Source organism: Leptospira adleri, from assembly GCF_002811985.1.
Taxonomy (GTDB): Bacteria; Spirochaetota; Leptospiria; order Leptospirales; family Leptospiraceae; genus Leptospira; species Leptospira adleri.
This window is the reverse complement of sequence record NZ_NPDU01000077.1, coordinates 1-20,651: the sequence shown is the minus strand read 5'-3', so window position 1 is coordinate 20,651 and position 20,651 is coordinate 1. Positions and strand designations below refer to the sequence as shown.

Annotated in this window: 21 protein-coding genes and 1 tRNA gene; 11 read left to right on the top strand and 11 right to left on the bottom strand. The window is 40.6% G+C overall.

All coding sequences use genetic code 11. The annotated features are described in order from the left end of the window. Positions 1 to 1,051 (bottom strand): vWA domain-containing protein (locus tag CH376_RS20165; protein WP_125232028.1); only part of this gene is annotated, 1,051 nt, incomplete at its 3' end. Positions 1,052 to 1,109: 58 nt separating this feature from the next. Here CH376_RS20165 and CH376_RS20160 point away from each other — a divergent pair. The 5 genes from CH376_RS20160 to recR all read left to right on the top strand — a co-directional run bounded on the left by CH376_RS20160 (position 1,110) and on the right by recR (position 4,103). Further along, the gene (locus tag CH376_RS20160) at positions 1,110 to 1,577 is read left to right on the top strand and encodes a nucleoside deaminase (protein WP_100784760.1); all 468 of its coding nucleotides are present in this window, start codon (positions 1,110 to 1,112) and stop codon (positions 1,575 to 1,577) included. A gap of 35 nt (positions 1,578 to 1,612) precedes the next feature. Next, positions 1,613 to 1,696, top strand: a tRNA-Ser gene (locus CH376_RS20155). A gap of 10 nt (positions 1,697 to 1,706) precedes the next feature. Further along, entirely contained in the window at positions 1,707 to 3,164 is a 1,458-nt protein-coding gene (gene dnaX / locus CH376_RS20150; protein ID WP_100784548.1) for a DNA polymerase III subunit gamma/tau, read from the top strand. Positions 3,165 to 3,169: 5 nt separating this feature from the next. Beyond that, complete coding sequence (locus CH376_RS20145; protein WP_100784547.1) at positions 3,170 to 3,517, top strand: YbaB/EbfC family nucleoid-associated protein; 348 nt, start codon at positions 3,170 to 3,172, stop codon at positions 3,515 to 3,517. After that, positions 3,510 to 4,103 (top strand): recombination mediator RecR, encoded by a 594-nt coding sequence (gene recR, locus CH376_RS20140; protein WP_100784758.1) that lies wholly within the window; start codon positions 3,510 to 3,512, stop codon positions 4,101 to 4,103. The genes CH376_RS20145 and recR overlap by 8 nt, the downstream gene beginning before the upstream one ends. On the opposite strand, the gene CH376_RS20135 is transcribed toward recR, so the two are convergent. From CH376_RS20135 to CH376_RS20115, 5 genes are all read right to left on the bottom strand, one after another. After that, positions 4,100 to 5,671, bottom strand: coding sequence for a hypothetical protein (locus CH376_RS20135; RefSeq protein ID WP_100784546.1), 1,572 nt, complete (start codon positions 5,669 to 5,671; stop codon positions 4,100 to 4,102). The genes recR and CH376_RS20135 overlap by 4 nt on opposite strands. A gap of 3 nt (positions 5,672 to 5,674) precedes the next feature. After that, positions 5,675 to 6,523 (bottom strand): substrate-binding periplasmic protein, encoded by an 849-nt coding sequence (locus CH376_RS20130; RefSeq protein WP_100784545.1) that lies wholly within the window; start codon positions 6,521 to 6,523, stop codon positions 5,675 to 5,677. Positions 6,524 to 6,584: 61 nt separating this feature from the next. Next, positions 6,585 to 7,868 carry an OmpA family protein gene (locus CH376_RS20125; RefSeq protein WP_100784544.1) on the bottom strand — a complete coding sequence of 428 codons (1,284 nt, stop codon included), beginning with the start codon at positions 7,866 to 7,868 and terminating at the stop codon, positions 6,585 to 6,587. A gap of 100 nt (positions 7,869 to 7,968) precedes the next feature. After that, positions 7,969 to 9,222, bottom strand: a complete 1,254-nt coding sequence (gene serS, locus CH376_RS20120; protein WP_100784543.1) for a serine--tRNA ligase — start codon at positions 9,220 to 9,222, stop codon at positions 7,969 to 7,971. Beyond that, on the bottom strand, positions 9,215 to 10,024 hold the full coding sequence (locus tag CH376_RS20115; RefSeq protein ID WP_100784542.1) for a TatD family hydrolase: 810 nt from the start codon (positions 10,022 to 10,024) through the stop codon (positions 9,215 to 9,217). The genes serS and CH376_RS20115 overlap by 8 nt, the downstream gene beginning before the upstream one ends. Before the next feature lie 119 nt (positions 10,025 to 10,143). Between CH376_RS20115 and CH376_RS20110 the strand changes: the two genes are divergently transcribed. The 4 genes from CH376_RS20110 (at position 10,144) to CH376_RS20095 (ending at position 12,997) form a co-directional block, all read left to right on the top strand. Next, positions 10,144 to 11,163 (top strand): M23 family metallopeptidase, encoded by a 1,020-nt coding sequence (locus CH376_RS20110; protein WP_100784541.1) that lies wholly within the window; start codon positions 10,144 to 10,146, stop codon positions 11,161 to 11,163. Further along, positions 11,164 to 11,511 (top strand): bactofilin family protein, encoded by a 348-nt coding sequence (locus CH376_RS20105; protein WP_100784540.1) that lies wholly within the window; start codon positions 11,164 to 11,166, stop codon positions 11,509 to 11,511. Continuing rightward, the gene (locus CH376_RS20100) at positions 11,508 to 12,023 is read left to right on the top strand and encodes a YaaR family protein (protein WP_100784539.1); all 516 of its coding nucleotides are present in this window, start codon (positions 11,508 to 11,510) and stop codon (positions 12,021 to 12,023) included. The genes CH376_RS20105 and CH376_RS20100 overlap by 4 nt, the downstream gene beginning before the upstream one ends. Before the next feature lie 251 nt (positions 12,024 to 12,274). After that, complete coding sequence (locus CH376_RS20095; protein ID WP_207767162.1) at positions 12,275 to 12,997, top strand: hypothetical protein; 723 nt, start codon at positions 12,275 to 12,277, stop codon at positions 12,995 to 12,997. 176 nt (positions 12,998 to 13,173) lie between these two features. Here the strand turns inward: CH376_RS20095 and CH376_RS20090 are convergent, their stop codons facing one another. The 4 genes from CH376_RS20090 to CH376_RS20070 form a co-directional block, all read right to left on the bottom strand. Continuing rightward, the gene (locus CH376_RS20090) at positions 13,174 to 14,220 is read right to left on the bottom strand and encodes a metallophosphoesterase (RefSeq protein WP_100784538.1); all 1,047 of its coding nucleotides are present in this window, start codon (positions 14,218 to 14,220) and stop codon (positions 13,174 to 13,176) included. Positions 14,221 to 14,866: 646 nt separating this feature from the next. Continuing rightward, positions 14,867 to 15,745 (bottom strand): ParB/RepB/Spo0J family partition protein, encoded by an 879-nt coding sequence (locus CH376_RS20080; protein WP_100784537.1) that lies wholly within the window; start codon positions 15,743 to 15,745, stop codon positions 14,867 to 14,869. Positions 15,746 to 15,747: 2 nt separating this feature from the next. Continuing rightward, a complete protein-coding gene (locus tag CH376_RS20075; RefSeq protein WP_100784536.1) occupies positions 15,748 to 16,509 on the bottom strand; it encodes a ParA family protein in 762 nt (253 codons plus the stop codon). Next, positions 16,487 to 17,251, bottom strand: a complete 765-nt coding sequence (locus tag CH376_RS20070; protein ID WP_100784535.1) for an RsmG family class I SAM-dependent methyltransferase — start codon at positions 17,249 to 17,251, stop codon at positions 16,487 to 16,489. The genes CH376_RS20075 and CH376_RS20070 overlap by 23 nt, the downstream gene beginning before the upstream one ends. 248 nt (positions 17,252 to 17,499) lie before the next feature. On the opposite strand from CH376_RS20070, the gene CH376_RS20065 reads away from it, so the two are divergent. Beyond that, on the top strand, positions 17,500 to 17,943 hold the full coding sequence (locus CH376_RS20065; RefSeq protein ID WP_100784534.1) for a MarR family winged helix-turn-helix transcriptional regulator: 444 nt from the start codon (positions 17,500 to 17,502) through the stop codon (positions 17,941 to 17,943). A gap of 289 nt (positions 17,944 to 18,232) precedes the next feature. On the opposite strand, the gene CH376_RS20060 is transcribed toward CH376_RS20065, so the two are convergent. Next, positions 18,233 to 19,687, bottom strand: a complete 1,455-nt coding sequence (locus CH376_RS20060) for a M20/M25/M40 family metallo-hydrolase (RefSeq protein WP_100784533.1) — start codon at positions 19,685 to 19,687, stop codon at positions 18,233 to 18,235. Between the two features lie 148 nt (positions 19,688 to 19,835). On the opposite strand from CH376_RS20060, the gene CH376_RS20055 reads away from it, so the two are divergent. Then, the coding region (locus tag CH376_RS20055) for a hypothetical protein (protein ID WP_420843571.1) at positions 19,836 to 20,651 on the top strand (816 nt) is incomplete at its 3' end.

Here is a 20,651-nt window from a genome sequence, read left to right as displayed (position 1 = left end):
TGAGAGAGCTCGCCTTTTTCAGAGTTTTACCGGACTTTGCAACGATCGATTCAACGATAACGTCCGCGTCTTCCTTAATCGAATTTGACTTCCAATCCGGATTCAACCGAAAAGCAACCGTTTCCAATTTCATCTTTTCGGATAAATTGTAAAAGGTGCTCGTGATGGAAACGCCGGAATCTTCGTCTTCGATGTGTATTAAATTTTCAGGATGTGTTCTGACTTTCAAAACCATGTTGCGGATATCGTCCGCGCGCATATCGCCGCATTGCAGGACTATGGCCTTAGTTCTACTCGATTGTTGCGGATCCAACTCCGTATAATACGGGATGTCGCTTAACAATTCTAAAAATTCTACGTCCTTACCGAATTGGATTTTTGTTTCAATCGATTGTGCGTATAAGGAACCGATGTCCCCGAATTCACGGAAGAAAATATCTCCGGTCGCTTCAGGACTTTCGATATAATAAAAGTTTCCTCCACCGGCATCCGCGATGTCTTTCAGAAGAATTTCATTGAAGTCGTCGCCGAATCCGATGACGGTAGTTGATATTCCTTTTTTATAATGATCTCCGGCGATCTGAATGAGATCCAGTGGATCCGTGATCCCTTGCGTCGGATTTCCGTCCGTAAGTAAAATGGCTCTCTTGTAAACGGTGGTATCCGAAAATAATTCCAGACCTCTTAAAGTATGCAGCCAACCGCCGGAAAGATTGGTGGAAGTTCCGGGTTGAATCGTATGAATACGATTGATGATCGAAGATTTTTCCACAAGTTGAACGATAGGTTGTATAACGTGAATGTCTTCCGCGTAAGCGATCACGGATAGGAAATCTCTCCGCGTCAGCCAATTCACTAAAGAGGAAGCGGACTGAATGACCGCCTCCAACTTTTCACCCTTCATCGACCAGCTTCTATCGATCGCCAAACCCAAAACAATCGGTCTTCGATCCGGATTTGCGGCTCCGGTCGGCGAATTCAATCGGATCAGAACGGAATTGTTTCTGTTTTCCGAGACTGCGTTATGTAAAAACTTCGCGGAGAGAATCATTCCGTTGAAAAAACCATTTACCGAAGGTCTTATCAAGAAGAATTTGTCGACTAACTCGATGGACGATTTCCTAAATCATAAGATTCTTCCCGATTTTCTGAGTCGTATGGAAAGTCTCGTTTCACTCCGCGGAGAAGAAATTCCTAGTTTTACAAGAATCTATAAAGGAGAAGAATTAATCGCCGAGTCTTCAAACGAAGTCGAAAAGAATTCGGATTCATCCTTTCACAGTGAAATACTTTGTTTAAGAGACGCGAAAGAGAAAATCGGAGCCCGTTATCTTTCCGAATGTTTGCTCATCACTTCTTTAGAACCTTGTTTGATGTGCGCAGGCACAATTCTTCTTTCAAGAATTCCAAAAGTCGTTTATCTTCTTCCCGCAAAACAAGGAGAAGGAATTTCATCCTTGAGCATTGAAACGATCTATTCTCGAAATTTTTTCCCGGAGCTGATTTGTATTCCCGCAGAAATATCGAAAGACGCTTTCAAATCGTTTTTCAAAGCCAGAAGAAAGAAATTAAATTGACGTACAGCCTCTTGGCAGAATTCCTGAATGCTATAGGAGAAGTGTCAGAGTGGTCTATTGTGCATGCTTGGAAAGCATGTGTGCCAAAAGCACCCCGGGTTCGAATCCCGGCTTCTCCGACTCCATTTTATGGCAGGAACTCACGAAGTCCTTTCCCGGAAGTATCGCCCGCAAAGATTTCGGGACGTAATCCATCAAGACCTCGCCATAGGTGCTCTTCAGAACGCCCTTAAATCCGGAAAAATAGGTCACGCTTATATCTTCTTCGGTCCGCGAGGAGTCGGTAAAACTACGATCGCGAGAATTCTTGCAAAACGCCTCAACTGCCAAAACCCTATCGAAAACGAACCTTGTAACGAGTGCAGTTCCTGTACTGAAATCACTCGCGGAATTTCGAGCGACGTCCTTGAAATCGACGCGGCGAGTAATCGTGGAATCGAAAACATCCGCGAACTCAGAGACAACGTTAAGTTCGCGCCGATGGGCGGGAAATATAAGGTTTATATTATAGACGAGGTCCACATGCTCACGGACCAGTCGTTCAACGCTCTTCTCAAAACCTTAGAAGAACCGCCGGCTCATATCGTATTCGTTCTTGCCACAACTGAATTTCATAAAATACCGGAGACGATTCTTTCTCGATGCCAAGACTTCATTTTCAAGAAAGTTCCTCTATCCGTTCTTCAAGACTATTCGGAAAAACTTTGTAAGATAGAAAACGTTCAGTACGATCAGGAAGGTCTTTTCTGGATCGCAAAAAAAGGGGACGGCTCTGTCAGAGATATGCTCTCCTTTATGGAGCAAGCAATCGTATTTACGGATTCTAAACTGATCGGCGTTTCCATCCGAAAGATGATCGGATATCACGGGATAGAATTTTTGACTTCGTTTATCAAAAGTTTGATCGATCCCGACAATCATTCCCGTGCTTTGGAAATTCTAGAAACGCTTTACCAAGAAGGGCAGGACATCTATAAGTTTCTTTGGGATTCCATAGAATTCACTCATACTTTAAATTTAATCCGCGACTCTCTCGCCGATCCGGAATCTGTCAACTTTCCGAAAGAAGATTTGATAAAAATGAAATCGGACTTCGAATCGATCGATACTTCAAAACTGAATTTTCTTTCCGGTAAACTTTTTGAACTTTACGAAAGAATCAAAACGATCCGTCTTCGAAACTCGTTTGAGATTAAGGTTTTTACGGAAATTCAAATCAAAAAGCTCGTCGAAGAACTGACTTATCCAAGTTTGGCCGGTCTCGTAGATAGAATCAATCATCTGATTTTGATGGTTCAAAACTCTAAAAACGCAGCACCCGAACCGCAGCAAACAACTTCGCTTAATAAGAACATCACTCAAAACGATTCTTCAAAAAAAAAAGATGATTCCCTTTCTCAGTCATTAGAATCCCAAATCGAGTCTAACTTTAGAGACGTCGAGGAAGCTATGTCAAATCCGGAGCCGCCAAAACCGGCCGGGGATCCGGACGTGATTCCTCCGAAATTCGATACGAGCACCGAGATCAAAAGAAAATTTCTGGGAACGGAAGTGGATCGTAGTAAATTTCCAAAGTTGGATTCTTAATCGTTATGTTTGACAAAATAAAAAACTTCTCCGAGATCCTTTCGAATATGGGCGCCTTCCGTGAAAAGATGGAAGAAGTCAAAAAACGCGTTTCCGCAATTAGAGTCACAGGAGACGCGGGTGCGGGAATGGTTACCGTAACGGCGACCGGAGAAGGCCTCGTAACGAACGTGTACATCAACAAACAGTTGTTTGACGCCGACGATAACAAAATGCTCGAGGACCTCGTCTTGGCCGCGACAAATGACGCGCTCAAAAAAGCGAGAGAAGCGACCGCTTATGAGTTTCAATCGGCTTCGGGCGGTTTAGACTTTTCGGAAATTTCCAAAATGTTCGGTGGAAATCTTGGCTAATCATCTTCTAGACGAGATGGTAGAAGCATTGTCTTCTTTACCCGGCATCGGCCGAAAGAGCGCTTTCCGAATCAGCTTTCATCTATTAAGATTGGAACAAGGCCTTTTCAATCAATTTATCCACCAACTTACGGATACAAAGAATAGGATTCAATTCTGTAAACGTTGTGGATCCTATTCCGAAACTCCGATCTGCGATATCTGCACTTCGGAAAAAAGGGATTCTCACACCTTCTGCGTTGTGGAACAACCCGAAGATATTTTCTTTATCGAAAATACGAGGGAGTTTCAAGGGAAGTATCACGTACTAAACGGAGTGATTTCACCTTTGGAAGGAATCGGTCCGCGAGACCTTAGAATTAAGGAATTGTTGGAAAGAATCGAACCGGAAGAAGTAAGGGAAGTTTTGATCGCAACGAATCCGACTTTGGAAGGCGATGCGACCGCCGATTATTTGGCGAGTCAACTCAAACCGCTTTCAGTCAACGTCACTCGGATCGCTTACGGAATTACGGTCGGAGGTTCGATCGAACTTTCGGATCAATACACTTTGGGAAGAGCGATCCGATCTCGATTACAACTTTAGAATCTATGTTCCGCGGTTACAAAAAATTCTCTTAGAATCTTTCCCTGAATCGTATCCAGATATGCCTTCAAACCGTCTCCGGAGATGAAATATCCGGACCTCATCAGTATCTGCATATCCCGAAAGGCGTTCCATCTAAGATTGATGTTGAATTCTTGTCCGAAGTAAGCGCTCGTTTTGTAACCGTTATCAAAATTGAAGTAACGATTATTTTCTATATAGGGCGATTTAGTTCCATAAAGTCGATAATAGCCCAAGGTCAATAACAAGGGGCCGTAAACTACGATATCTCCGTTGATTCCATATTCATAAAGACCGCTGGAATCTTTTCCGGAAAAGAGCGCATAACCTCCTGTAAAGTCGTTCGCGATATTCGAAATGGAATACCCAGGCAATAAAGTTTTGTAACCGCCGCCTCTTAAATTGGCCTTGGTTCCGTCTTTGTCATAACCCGGTCTTCCCGTTGTACCGACTCCAACCAGGTTAAAAGTCAAATTCTCACTATAACGATATGAGAATTGAAGATCGATCATTCCGCCGGATATATTGTGTTTGCTGTATTTATTGTATAAAATATTTCCAGCTGCATCCCTGTAAGGATCCAAAGCATGAACCTTTCCGTGATTGTAGATTCCATGAACCACAAAACCGAAATTCGAAAGATTGATTTCGGTCATCAGTCCATGCCAAAATAACTGACCGACTTCGCTGTCTAAAGCGATCACATTGCCTTTTGCGTTTGTGGTTTTATCGATCGAACTGACGGTATCGTCTAAAAAATAAGAATAAAGTTCATTCTTTACGTTGTTGAAAAGACTCGTTTTGATTTCGTAAAAATAAATATTCGTTCCTATGTAATTCTTATCTGCGTAAGTATTTTTATCGAGATCGAGTTGCGCGTTCTGTCTTGCGACAAACCAGCCGGCTTCAATCGTAGTATTCCACAAACGAAAATCTTTGTTTAGTGTAACGCCCGTTCCCGGCGTAAATACGACTCGTCCTCTTGCGGAAGAAAATAATTGTTGTCCCACTCTGAGGCTGAACGCGTCTTCCGGAAGTTTGAAGTTGAGATAGAGAAAGGTTGTCTGAATATTCACCGGGGCGGAAAAACCGACCTCCCCGCCTTGACCAGGTCCGACACTTGAGTTTTGACCGAACCCTTTTCCGCCGAACGTGATATCTCCGACTTGAACACCCCAGAGCGCTTCGAAATATTTCGAAGTGTTGAAGTTCATATTAACAGTCATTCTCGTATCGAAGTAAGAGATATCCTCTTTCTGAGGAGAAAGAGTGGAGGGATTACCTTTCAATCTTTCGGCGATCTCATTATCCACCGCTTTCTGTTGTGCGGCTTGATCGTCCGATTTGAAAGCGGTTTTATCGTAGGGAGTGGCTGCGGTTTGACGAGTGGTAAAAATATCTCTTCCGAGATTGAATCCGCGAACCCTGTAATTCCCTTGAAAATCCAGTTTTGTTTTTTCTTCGATCTCCTGAGAGAATAGCGAAGTCGGAATCAGAATATACAGGCAATAAAAACAAGCCGCCTTTTTCAAAAGGTCAATAGACACAGATCATTTTACCCAGTTATTCCGATTAAAATATCGGCTTCTCAAGTCTTCCAAAACACCTGTTCGTTTCATTTCCTTGATAAAGAAGTTTAAATTATCCGCAAAAATCAAATCATTCTGCGGAAGGGCCGCGCTGATATATTCTTCCTGAACCGTTCCCAAAAGAGGGAGATAGTTCGCTTTTAAGGAAGGATTTTTTTGGAGCAAAGTAAGAATAAAAAAACTATCCGCAACAAAACAAGTAACATTGTTGCTGAGGAGATTATCGATCGCTATGGAATCGGAAAGATAACTGTAAATCGGAAGTTTCGCGTATTTTTTTTGAAGATAGATATGATTCGTAGTATTGGATCTTACTGAGAAACTGACAAGCCCGCTCAGGGTTGAGAGATCTCCGAGACTCATAAACCTTCGGGACGTTACGATGTTTCCTTCCGGTTCCGGCGGGAGAATTTTTTTGCTGACGAGACCGGCGGGCGTAGTCACGAGATACGGATCGGAAAAAGTAACTTGCTTACCTCGATTCAAATCCGTCGACATTCCTGCGAAAGCGAGATCGATTTTACCCGATCGAATGTCTTCGGAAAATTGCCGGAACGTTTTGAGCGGGACTAACTTGAGAGAGACCCCTAAATAGTCCGCGTAAAGTTTTGCGAGTTCGGCGTCGATGCCGGGATAACCGTCCTTAGGATTTTCAATGTAGAATGGTTCGTATTGTTTATTGACTCCGACTACGAGTTCCTTCTTGGAAAGAATTTTTTCTAAGCGTGAACCCGCATACTCGGATTGAGAAAAAATGGCAAAGGGAAAGAAACAAAGGAAGACAAAATATAAAATTCTTTTCTCAATCATGAAACATATCGTGGATCGAACCCGGATTTTTTCCAGAGCATTTTCATGAAAAATAGAATTTCTATGGGTTGAGAATTTGGAACTCCGTTCTGCGGTTTTTAAAATCCGTTTCCGGATTTTTCTGTGGAACAATAGGCTCCGAACTTCCTTTTCCATCGATTACGATCCTGGAAGAATCCGTCCCCTTCTTAACTAGGTAATCTTTAACTGAATCGGCTCGATTACGGCTCAGAATCAAATTGTCCGCAGGTTCACCGTTGAGATCCGTATGACCCGTAATTTTAATTCTTACTTTAGGATTTTCATTCAGATAAGCGCTGAGATTTTCTAAAATCGGAAAGGAGTTTTCCAGAATTTCATACGATCCTAACGCAAAATGAATGCTATCTAGAGAAATGGATTTTCCCTTCTCCAACTCTTGAAAGGGATTGGACTGATTAGAATAAATATCATAATCTCTTCCACTTCTTCTGCAAAAGTAAAATGTTCCCGGACGGTTCGTTTCCAGATAAAACGCTTCGTCTCCAGCCGTATTGATTTCCGGTCCGAGATTGACGGGTTCGGAAAAATTGCCTTCCTCTAAAAAATTAGATTTATAGAGATCATAACCTCCGAAACCACCGGGGCGATTTGAGGAAAAATAAATGCTCTTCCCGTCCTTGCTGATCGTAGCCGCGATCTCCGAATAAGGACTGTTAATCGGCTCTGGAAGATTCGACGCCTTTTCCCAAATTTTATTTTTATAAAGCGAAACGAAAATATCCGCTTCAGCAACCTGTCCAAAAGGATAACGGGTAAAGTAGAGCTTGTTGTTAAATAAAAACGGATTCTCCTCAATTTCATCCGTGTTTACAAATCCGGGAAGAGCAATCGGTCTTGCCCATGAGGATCCACTTCGTTTTGAAAAAAATAAATCTCTAGAAACTCCGATCTTTCCATTAGAAAGTTGGAATTCGATCGCTCCGTCCCTGTTCGAAGAAAATAAAATTCCCTCTTCTTTGTTCATGATAAACGGACTTTGATCGTCGTAGTTGGAATTAAGAACCGAAAGTTCTTCCCCCTGCGGCCAGCTTTCTCCGTCGCGGGAAGATCGATAGAGATCCGTATAATTCGAATTCTCTCTTTTAGAATAGAAATAGAGAATATTACCGTCGTCCGTGAGACTGATTCCAAACTCGTTGAGTTTTGTATTGATGAAACCTTTTAATTTTTCAGGCTTTTGATTTGAAGATTTTTCAATCCGACTCAGTTCTTGAGAGGAAAGCATCCAAGTAAACGTAAAAATGAAAAATAAAAAAAGTAAGGTGAAAACAAATCGATTCTTATTTGGAAAAGATAATATCATACAACTCCAAGGATTCTAAAATTTAGAATCCTAAGATTATTATCCGCTCTTTTGAAAAAAACCTGAGATGAAAAGTTTCTAAAAAATAAAAAATCGAAACTCAAAGGTATCGTTTAAGCGCTTCGGGAATTCGAACCGTGCCGTCTTGATTTTGGAAATTTTCCAAAATAGCGGCGTATGTTCTGCCGAGCGCCAAACCGGAACCGTTGATCGTATGAACGAGCTGATTTTTTCCATCCTTCGATTTGTAACGAATCTTTCCACGGCGAGCCTGGAAATCTTTGAAATTGGAAACGGAAGAAATTTCCATGTAACGGTTTAAACCCGGCATCCAAACTTCGATATCATAAGTAATGGAAGAATTCGCTGAGATATCTCCGCTACAAAGAATGATTACTCTATAAGGAAGTTCTAATTTTTTAAGAATATTCTCCGCATGTGCCAACATCTGTTTATGTTGTTCTTCGGATTCTTCCGGCTTGCAAAACTTTACGAGTTCGACTTTTTGAAACTGATGCACTCTTACAAGTCCTCGCGTGTCCTTTCCGTAAGATCCCGCTTCCCTTCGAAAACAAGAAGTATGAGCCGTTACCGAAATCGGTAGCTGATCCTCCGGGATGATCTCGTCCCGATAAAGATTAGTCAGAGGAACTTCCGCAGTCGGTATAAGATTGAGTTCGTCCTTTTCGATTCTATAAAATTCTTCTTTAAATTTCGGGTATTGACCAGTCGCGAGCATCGACTCGTCGTTCACCATCGCGGGAACCCAGACTTCTGTATAACCGTGTTCTTCCGTATGAACGTTGAGCATAAAATTCATCAGCGCTCTTTCTAGTTTCGCGCCGTCTTTCCAATACGTATAAGATCTCGCTCCGGAAAGTTTCACTCCTTTTTCAAAATTGATCCAGTTTAGGGCCTCACCGATCTCAAAATGCGGCTTTGGGGCAAAAGAGAATTTTGGAATCGTCCCGACTTCGTATTGAACCACATTATCGTGCTCCGACTTTCCTGCGGGAACTTTCGGATCTAGAATATTAGGAAGACTTAAATTAAGATCGTTGAGCGCAGTTTCTTCGATTTCGAATTTGATTTCGATATCCTTTATTTTCTCGCCCACCAGTTTTACGGCCGCTGAAATTTCCGAAATATCTCCGCCGGATTGTTTGATCTTTCCGACTTCCTTACTCACTCTGTTTCTTTCTTCTCTGAGAATATCCGCCTCTCTTTGAAGTTCACGTTTTCTATGAATGATAGAAGTGAGCTGATCGATAATTCCGATGTCTTTGAAACCTCGAAGTTCTAAAATTTTTTTGAGGTCATCCGTATTTTCAGTGATATAACGCAGATCAAGCATTGTGGTGGTACGCCTTTCGATTCATAAATTTTATGCTATTTTCAAAAAGTCGATTCTCGACTTCGGAATTGGATTCTTGTCTAAGTGAAAACATTTTATCCAGAACAAACTTCATATACGAAGGTTCGTTTCTTTTTCCTCTAAAAGGAGGAGGCGCTAAAAAAGGTGCGTCCGTTTCGATCAACATCGACTCGAGAGGAAGTTTTTGAGCGGCTTCCTGAATGTCGGTCGCATTCTTAAATGCAACTATACCTGAGAAAGAAATATAATAACCGATGTCGACTAACGCTTTAGCGGTGGGATAATCGTAAGTAAAACAATGGATCACACCGAACGCGCGATCGCGGAAATTTTTTAGAATGGAAATCGTATCTTCCTTCGCGTCTCTCGAATGAATTACTACGGGAAGTTTCGTATTTGCGGAACATTCCAAAAAAGATTCTAAAATTTCTTCCTGTTGCTTTTTAGAATCAGCGGTATGATAATAATCGAGACCGATCTCTCCTATCGCGGAAAGTTTCGGATCGTCCAAATTCTCATAAACTAGTCTAAGAATTTCATCTTTATTCGGAAACTCGTGAGTTTCGGTCGGATGGCAACCGATCGAATAACGGATCTCTAACGAATCATTTGAATATTCGTTAGCTATGGAACGCGCCCGAATCGAACTCTCAAGGTCTATGCCGATTTGGACGATCTTCTTTACACCGGATTCCGACGCATTTTTTAGACAGACCGCGATTTCGAGACCTTGGGATTGTATTATATCAAGATGGCAATGTGTGTCAGCTATTGAAACCATAGAAATCCGGTTTTAGTGAGTCACTTTTTGTGAATTCGATTGACTGAAAAGAGATTTTTTAGGATCTCTTCAGACAGGTGAAAGCGGTTCGCTAAAAACCAAGTTTCGGGACATAAACCGTGGATATCAAAGCAACTTTCGCACTAATCTATTATAGACTCCGCTACAAGTATCAGGAGTACAAACTTAAACTCGATCTTAAACTTTCCGAACTCAATCGAAAAGGAAAAGAGAGACTTACCGTGATGGTGATTCCGCACTCGGAACAAAAGACCATCAACTTTCACATCTCCTATCGGGCGATTTCAATTTTTATAGGAACGATCTTTATTCTTCTTATCATAAGCTCCATCAACGTCTTGAGCCATAGCGGTTCCGTACATCAACTTACGGAACTCAATCTTTCTAATAAAGACTTTATCAGACAATCGGCGAAGATGAAAGAGGAGATCAATTCTCTTCACGAGTACGTCGAGTACTATTATGGAAGATTAGCTAGACTCTACGTTAGACTCGGCGGTGATCCGGCAAAAGTTTCCAAAGGAATCGGAGGCGCCGAACAACTTTCCACTCAACCTCCTTCCATTATAGAACCTAAATCTTCGAATCCTCAAACAAACGATCTCCCGGAAGGAGCTGCGGTCTTTCGTTTAAAGGAAGACGTTCACAACTTAAAGATCAGCAACGAACTCACTCAGGACATCATCTCGATTCTTAAAAAAAGAAAAAATATTCTTAAACAAACGCCGTCCATCTGGCCGGTAAAAGGCTACGTCCTTTATCCATACGGAGCTTACTTTAATCCGATCGCCGGAAGAAAAGAATACAACAGCGGAGTTGATATCGGATCCTTTGCCGGATCCGAAGTGATGGCGACCGCTCCGGGGACCGTGTATGAGATCGGTTATACAAGAAACACCGGTTATTTTGTAAAAGTAGCACACAAATACGGCTGGAAGACGATCTATTCGAATATGGATCGATTGAAAGTAAGACAAGGTCAGCAAGTTTCAAAAACGGAAGTAATCGGTTTCGTCGGGAAAACGGAATCCTCTCCCAATTATATGCTCCACTATGAAATTCACGTTGGAACAAGGGCGATCAACCCTTTTGCTTTCCTCAACCAAATTCAGGACTGAATGGCGACAACAGAAGAACACTTAATCGTAAATAGTATCATTGGCGAAGGTGCCGAGTTCAGCGGCGAATTTAAACTATCGGGGCTATTAAGAATCGACGGAATTTTTCGAGGTTCGATAAAAACCGAGGGAAAAGTCCTAATCGGCAAATCCGGTATCGTCGATACGGATATTAGAGCCCGAATTGTTGTCGCTGGCGGCGAAATCAATGGGAATATTTACGCCAGTGAAAGAGTCACTTTGCTTGCATCCTGCAGAATGAAAGGAGATATCATTTCTCCTCGAATCGTGATGGAAGAGGGAGTGCAGTTCGAAGGCAATTGTAAGATCAACCCAGTTGCACATTGAAAGTACTCATACCACCTTACCAACCACCTCGTAAAGAAACCGAAACAAGGCAAACTTCCAAAGGTAAAAAGAATGGAGTTTCCTCCTTAAACAGAGGAAGTTCCGCCGACCCAAGCGAAAACATAGAAGCGCCCGCTTCCTCATCCTTTCTCGATATTTTAGAAGAGATCGTTCCCTCTAATTCCGAATCCACAAAAGATCTCAACGCACTTTGGCGTGATCTCCCCGAGATTGAAAAAAGATTTTTGGATCTTCCTTCCATCGTTAATTTAGAAGCCTATCAAAAACACGTCCAAGCCATCACCAAAGCGGTAATCGATCAAAACATGAAAGTGGAAACTCTTTCCAGAAGAATGAAAGGGGAAGCCAAGAAAATCTATCATGTCGTGCGAATCATCGACGAAAAAATCCAAGTTCTCGCTGAACTGATTATGAACGAGGGAAATTCCGCATTTAAATTGCTGAAATCACTTACGGATATTCGCGGTTTTTTGTTGGATATTCAAGAATAGAATTTAAAACCCTCGCATACGCATTTGTTGAACATTCTATTTTTTTTGATCTTCGTTCTTCTTCGGAATTTTCGCTTTTGGATTTGGCCTTTCTTAAAATTTCGATAAATTAGAAATCACTAATGTGTTAGTTTCGAAAACTAACTAAATATTTTCCATATCCGGATCTCGTTTAATGCAATTCCGCTAAGCTATGCCTGTTAAAAACGACATAGAATCAAATCGATTCTAATCTAAAAATGAGGATATAAATGGATTCAAAGTTTCGTTCTTTATGCGATGAGTTAAGAAAGAAAATACCATTCAAGAAAATAATAATTTTAAGTTTCTTGTTCTTTCTAAACTCTTCCTTCGTTGCTTGTGCAAGTATGAATTATATAGCAAGATTCGAGAAAAAAGGCGAGGTTGTAGACACAACTGGAATGACAATCGAAGCTGAGAAATTAAAACTCAACGACGTCGCAAATGTAAATGCCTATGTGATCGAGTTTCCTCCAGGATTTTCTTGGGACGGTAATAATCTCCAATTTGATGAAAAGAAGTGGGAACTTTTAGGACATGTTTACTCCGACTACAATCAAGATAGTCATATATTTTGGTTTTACGATTATGTCGAAGAAGAGTCTTGGAAAAGGCCGTATTGTTATGCGCAGGTTCCAATCAATTGGATAACTCTTGGAATCTGGGCTTACACCCCTCTTTATTATCCTTGTATTGTCCGCGAACCAAAGGACGAAGTGCAGGCAGAAAACAATCGGAAAATTAGGATCACCAATTCCTTAAAAAAAATAACAAAGGTTGCCGGTGGGGACACTGTTTTAGTTTGGTCGTTCGGCGATTTACAGATTAACTTTTTTAATGCCAACACTGGTCAATCCGTAGGAGCAGTTGGAATCAAAACCGTATCAGGATCTGGCTGGGCGTTCCGAAAGAAAAAAGAAAAGGATAAAAAAGACAAAAAGGAAAAATCCTAAATCACAAAAGATTATATATGCACTAATATAATCTCAGTTTCAACGTTGCAAGTCTCGAAAATATAGGAAGTATATAGAATCTTGCAACGTTTTTAAAAAGACCTTTATTACCATTTCTACAAACTAAAAACGTTTAAAAATTTTTTCCATCGTTTCCAAATTCAGATAAGCGATCGTCATCTTCTTTCCTCTGCGATTTCAAAAAGCGTATCTTCCACTTTCAAATCCAGTTGATGCATTAGCTGAAATAATTTTCCGGGAGTTTTAAAAGAATCCTTTAGATATTTTACGTTCAGTTGTTTTTTCTGAGATAAAATTAGAAGAACTTTATATTCGTATTCCTTTGCCGCATTTATAAACAAATCGGCGCCGAACTCTCCCAATATTTGAGAACTCCTATATTCTAAATTTTTCAGAATTTTTTCGTAAATTTCATCCAAAGACCGAAGCAAATTTTCTACTTTGAAAATGAATTCGGCAACTTCCGGCTGTCTAGAATTTCGTATTTTAAAAATCTCTCTTTGAATTTTATCAAACTCGAATGTTTTCCAAGGTTTTGCTCGCACAACTTCTACTTGCCATTTTTCCATTTCCGATCTCCAATAATTTCGATCCGCCTTTACCGAATAGATCCGAAAATCGGGAAGAGTTACAGCGGTTAAGAATCCTCCGAAACATGCCCCGGTATCAAGTCCGTATACTTTATCGCCGTAAATTTTGACAACATCGCCGACTACACGATGACCAAAGAGAAGAGGTTTTGGAAGTCGATACAAACTCAGCCAATTTTGAGACCCGATTTTATTCGTGAGATATTTTTCTCCGGAAGTACTTCCCATCAAAACTTCCTTTTTCTGATCCTTCAAAGGAACATCCGGTTCAATCGCCGCGTGGACAATGATCGCGGCTTCGGTTTCAAAGTAATAAGGAAGATTCTGAACCCATTCTAAAAATTCTTGATAACGAGTTCCGAACTGAACTTTCACGATCTCTTGAGAATAAGAAAGCACCTGGTTGTAGTGTTTGTTCTCATGATTTCCCCTAACCACGATATGTTTCGGATTCTCTTTAAAGAACTGATATACTTTCACCGAGTCGGGTCCCCGATCCACAATGTCTCCAACGGAAATGATTCTATCTTCTTTAGAATAACCGACTTCTTTTAGGAGCAGAATTAATTCCTCGAAGCATCCATGTATGTCCCCAATTACTATATCTCGCATAATTTCTCAATTGTACATTACCACAATAAAGGATTTGATTTTTGCACTGGAAATAACGAGTTAATCCATACTCATCAACGAATAAAATTTGTTCCCTTAGCATCACTCAAGAATTCTACAACGGACATTCTCAACCTTCTTCAGAAAATTCCTAACTTCAGAATAAAAAGCTACGCAGATAAATGGAGAAGGGGTTTCGAATACAGATCGCAAAACTAAAAAGATTTCTGTTTATTTGAGAAAAATCAGGAAAGAAAATCGAGTTAGAATCGCAAAAACGCACATCAGAAAAAATAAAATATATTTACTTTTTTCAAAGGCCGTTTCAATTCCGAGTAAGAGATAAACATTAAAACCGAGATAGGATGTGTAAGCTAAGGTAAGCTCTTCCTTGGGAAGTTTATACGTAAATACGATGGTCGAAAAAAATATACAATGAAGAAATTAAACTAATAACAACAATTCAAAAAAGTGGAGAAAGAACTGAATTATTTTTCATTCTCATCTTGTACAATGACAGTTTTGCGTAAAAAATGAAAACTAATACAACGAACAGAAGCGCCAAATTCGGATTAAAAGCGAAATAACGTCCATCGAACATATTCCTATAAAATCTTTGATCGAGGAATCGATAATCTTTCCGCTTCTACAAACCCAGAGCGTTTAAAATTTTTTCCATCGCTTCCAAATTCGGGTAAGCGATCGTCATCTTTCCTTTGCCGGAGCTTTGATTGTGACCGATCTCGATTTTCATGGAATATTTTTTGCGAAACTTATTTTCCAGTTCAACGATGTTTACGTCTTTGCGAGGTTTCTTCTTTTCGTGAGTGGAAGAGGAGCGTTCTTCGGTAAGATTAGAAACCAAATCTTCCACTTGTCTCGCCGTTAAACCTTTCTCTGCGATTTGATAGGCGAGCTGTTCGATCTTCTTTCTATCGGCTAAGGACAGAAGCGGTCTTGCATGACCTTCGGAAATTCTTCCGTTCTTTATTAAATCCTGAACCGAATCCGGCAATTGAAGAAGCCGAATCAAATTTGAAATTGTGGAACGATTTTTTCCAACCCGAGCGGAGATATCAGTGATCTTAAGATTTAATTTTTCGGAAAGTGTCTTATAGGCAATCGCTTCTTCAATCGGATTGAGATCCTCTCTTTGAATGTTTTCGATGATCGCCATTTCCATGGATTGATTTTCAGAAACGTTTTTTACGATCGCTGGAATTTTTACAAAGCCCGCAAGTTTACACGCCCGGTAACGTCTTTCCCCGGAAATGATCTCATAGCCCGCATCCAATTGTTTTACGACGATCGGTTGAATTACACCGTGAGCTTTGATCGTTTCAGAAAGTTCTTTGAGCGATTCTTCCAAAAATGTCTTTCTTGGCTGACCCGGATTCGGGCGAATTTCGCTGATACGAATATCGCGTAGCGCGCCATCGGAAGAAGAATCCATCGGAGCTTTGTTTTCGTTGACCGGAATTAAATTTCCAAGGCCTCTTCCTAGGGCTTTGGGTTTGATCGCCATTCTTAATTCTTCCCTGCGACTTCCAGAGCTAAACTTCTATAACTCTGAGCGCCGACTCCTTCCGGATCGTAACTCATAATGGTTTGTCCGAAGGAAGGAGCTTCGCTCAATTTAACGTTTCTTGGAATGATCGTAGTATAAACTTTATCTTTAAAATAAGACTTCACATCTTCGGCGACTTGATTCGCGAGATTAGTTCTTTTGTCGAACATCGTAAGAAGGACTCCTTCCAATTCTAAGGAAGGATTCAGTTGATTTTGAACGAGAGAAATAATTTTCATAAGCTGAGTCAAACCTTCCAGAGCAAAGTATTCCGTCTGAAGAGTAATCATCACGCTGTCCGCAGCGCAAAGCGCGTTGATCGTAAGAATTCCCAGAGAAGGAGGGCAATCGATTAAAATATAATCGTATTCCGTGCGAAGTTCCGAAACCGCATTTTTCAAACGGTATTCCCTTTCTTCTTCCGCGAGAAGGTCCGCTTCCGCACCGCTCAAATTGATGTTCGAAGGAATGATATGAAGATGATCTACGTTTGTTCTCTGAATACATTCGTTAGCCGAAGATTCGCCTAACAACAACTCATACGAAGTTTTTCCGAGTGTGTTGATCTCGATCCCAAGACCGGATCCGGAATTTCCCTGCGGATCCATATCGATGATCAGAACTTTTTTTCCGATCGAAGCAAGGTTAGCCGCAAGATTGATGGAAGTTGTCGTTTTTCCGACGCCGCCCTTTTGATTACTAATGGATACTATTTTTCCCATTTACGCCCTTACTCTCCTTGCTGATATCCTTCCAAGCTCTAGGATAACCATGCCTTGGGCTAGAAACCTTTTTCAAGAATTTAATATGTCGCATCCCTAAAAATTCAAGAGAAGGAAAATCTTGCATGGATTCGAAAGCAAATCCTGAGTTTGCAAGAACTTCTTTTTCTACTTTGGAAGGAATATCATGTTTTGCTAAAAATGGGACATAAGTTCCACCCATCCGAACTAGATTGCAAACGGCTTCGACGCAGTAAGGGTAAGGAATAAAACCTCGTGATACGACATAATCCAGATTCAACTTGGATTCTTCCGTGCGAATAAACTTGAACTTTACATCGGAAATTTTATTAAACTTCACAAACTCTTCGGTATGAGCCAATTTTCTTTTTTGAGAATCGATTAAATATACAATAGGATGATCTTTCAGACAACGGAAGAAGAAACCTGGAATTCCCGGACCGGTCCCCGCATCTCCCAACTGAACTCCTTTCCATGAACCGATCTTTTTTGAAATTCTGTAAACGTGATACAAGGATTCTAAAACGTGACGATCCAAAATTTCTTCAGAATCTCTTTTCGAAAAGAACCCGCCCGCCTCATTTTTCTCTTTTAAGAATCTGGTAAAACTCGTAACCAATTCCCAATCAAACAAAGGAAGAATTTCTTTCGCTTCTTTCGGAAATCTTTCCTCCAATCTTTCCAAAATCGATTGCACCGAAAATTCCATTGGATCCTGCATGTTGCTAAAGTAGAATTTTGTTTTCTTCTGTCTCTACAGATTCTTGGAAATCGGAAAGATTCAAAGAAAAGAAACATCGATAAAAATTTTCCAATCTACAAAGGGGGTTTTTAAAATTTTGAATCAAGAACAGAGAAGCAAATCTTCCCGCGACTTTATATTTCAAATCATGTTTTGTTTTTTAAGGCTTTGTTACTTGTTCGAGCAATTATATTTGACGTCTAAAGCAGGAACTCGAAAAATCCCTTATGTTCATATTGGATCACCAACTCGGTTTCAATCTTCATCGAGTCGCCTTACTTTTTAGGAGAGAACTCTCTCGTTGTCTTCGGGATTATAACTTAACGCCGGAACAGTGGCAGGTCCTCGCGACGCTTTGGGAAAAAGAATCACTGACTCAAAAAGAAATCATCCATGTAACGCTGCAAGATGCGCCTTCCGCTTCTCGAATGGTCGCGAGAATGGTTCAGAATCAGTTGGTAAAAAGCGAAATCTCCGAAGAAGATAAACGAGCAACGATCATTACTCTTACAAAGACCGGTCGATCATTGGAAAGAACTTTGCCGAAAAAGATAACGAGTCATTTTGAATATTTACTGCAAGACTTTCCGATCACAAAGAGACAAGAGCTCCTGAATGTTTTGAAAGAACTCCGTCTTATTTTTAAGGATAGGAATGAGGAAAACAAATAGAACTGAAAAAGTTCCAACTTGATCCCGACGGTTTAGAAACATACATCGTACGAAATCTTCTCGGTATAAGATCTGTCTTCGTTTGAGTCAGAGTTTTTCGATTTCCTACGATGTTTGACTTCGAAATGCCCGTGTTGAACGCGGATCATTTCATTTTATCATTCTTACCTCAAGAATCGAATTCCTTTCTAAAAAAGATGGTCAGCAAGAGATAAAATCGGGATTGCGAGTTGTGAGGGAAGAGTAAAGTTTCAAGACGAATTTGATTCGCCTTGAAACTTTAAGAAAATCAGTCTTCGACGTTATTAAATTCGATCACCGACTTATGAAGAATTTCAATTCCTGTTTTTAAATGCTCCACAGTAGTGCTTTCGTTTTTCCCGTGAATTCCATCGATCTCTTCCGAACTCATCAGAGAAGGAATCAATCCGTAACATTTAAAACCAGCCAGTCTTAAGTAAGAAGAATCAGTTGTTCCGGGCGAGAGGAAAGGAGTGATCACCGATCCGGGAACCACTTCTTTGACAACGCCGGAAAGAATTTTAAAGTACTTTGAATCCACAGGCGATGTCGTTCCCGGTTCCAGATGTCGCGCCGTGACTTTTACTTTATATTTTTCTCCTAGCTTCTTCACCTTTTCATAAACTTCGTTTTCATTGAATCCGGGAAGAATTCTTATATCAACGCTTCCATTCGCTTTGGATGTGATGACATTGATTCCCGCGTAGTGAGTATCTACTCCAGTGATGCTCACTGAGTTACTTGTCATCGCTCTTAAATGTTTATTTGTCTGAATCACTCCTTTTAAAATAATTCCTAAGAGCGGGTTTCGAGACCGTTTTAACACAAAGGAATTTGGAAAGGGACTTACTTCACCCATCTGATAAAAGAATGAAGCGGTTTCATCCTTTATGATTGTGATCTCATTCATCTTCTTCAATTCTTCAAGAAAGTCTATGAGATTGAGCGCGGCATATTGAACCGGCGGCGTACTCCCATGTCCCGAGATGTCTTCGCTTTCCAAGTCCAACCATACGGCTCCTTTTTCAGCGTGTTGGATGTTAAAAATTTTACTTCCTTTTAGAACGACGTCTTTGGTTCCAACGCCGCCCTCATTGTGAACAAATTCATACCCTTTAAAAATGTCTCTATGATTCGCGATTAAAAAACGCATTCCAAATTCGGATCGGCTTTCTTCGTCGGAAACGGCAAGATACATCAGATTTTTTTTAAGCTTCATCCCGGAATCGTGGATTAGAAAAAAAGCGTAGAGCTCCATAATCCCTAGTCCTTTCGTATCCACCGCACCGCGACCGTAAATTCGATCGCCGACTCTCACGCCTGCGAAAGGAGGATGAATCCATTCACTCTCATTTACTTCTACTACGTCCAAATGATTTGTAAGAATCAAGCCACCTTCAGAATCGCGTCCTTTGATCTCGGCCATGATGCTCGCTCTTTCAGGTTTGCCGGGAACTTCAAAGATAGTCGTTTTGATTCCCCGCTTATCAAAGAGACTTTTCAAAAATAAGGCTGCTTGTTTTTCATTTCCTCGAATCGTTTTGATTTTTAGATAAGATTGTAAATCTTTCGAAGCATCTTCCGCAATTTTCCCGTAGTCCTTTTCTTCAAACTTCGTCTTTGGAGTTAAGGATTGAATTCCTTTCTCCGTGATAAAAATCGTATAAAGCAAAAATAGAACCAAGGCCCCTAAAAAGCCTAAGCCGATCTTCTTCCAATTCATCTGTAATTCTCCTCAGTGCGGAAGAAAATAACGTCACTTGATTTCCTTTCAAGGCATTAAATCATTCAATCCCTGTCTTTTTAATAAAGGATAAAGGAATTGAAGTTAATCTTTTAGATTCTTTTCCGATGATTGAAGGGTAGAGGTTATGGAAATGATTCGAGTTATATTGGTGTTTCTGCTTTTTCCGGGTTTTTTATCCGCAGTGACGCCCGGAAAATGGTCTCATATCGACAAATACGTTTTCGGAAATAGTCAAAACGGTCCGATTCGAGAAGTTGTTAAAAACGCGAGCGGGAAAGTCATCTATACTGCGAATTATGAATACGATTCCAGCGGAAAACTTATCAAAGAATCATATACAAACGAAGAAGGAAAACCCGACGGATCGACTCAATTCCAATACAAGGAAGGAAAAGTTGTAAGAGAAGAACTCTTCAACAAAGACAATCTTCTTCTTGAAACAAAAACCTTTCGATACAATCCAAAAGGACAAATCGATTTGATCGAAGTCTTTGATAAAGAAAACAAGCCGTTATTAAAGTCAAACATCACAGCGTGGGCAAACGAATTCGCGAAATCCGGACATACGAATTGGTCAGACTCAAAGGAAGTTGAAACTTTTACTTTGGTTCAAGACGAAAAGAATCCGAAGGTCTTGATTCAAAACATCTACAATGAAGAGAAAAAACAAATCGCTTCGACTAAGTTCGAATATGATGAGAAAGGAAATCTCCTCAGCAGGATCAATATCCAAGGAGAACAGGAACGAAAAAATCAGCTCCATTACGGATCTAATGCTCAGAAAAGATTATCTGTAAAAGAGTTCGTGGGTTTTGAGAAGTTCCCATTTGTTATTTTGTTTCACGTGAAACGTAAAGCTGGTAAGCTGAGCATTAGATCCGTAATGGAGCTGATTTTTTCGTTCCTGTTCTCCTTGGATATTGATCCTGCTGAGGAGATT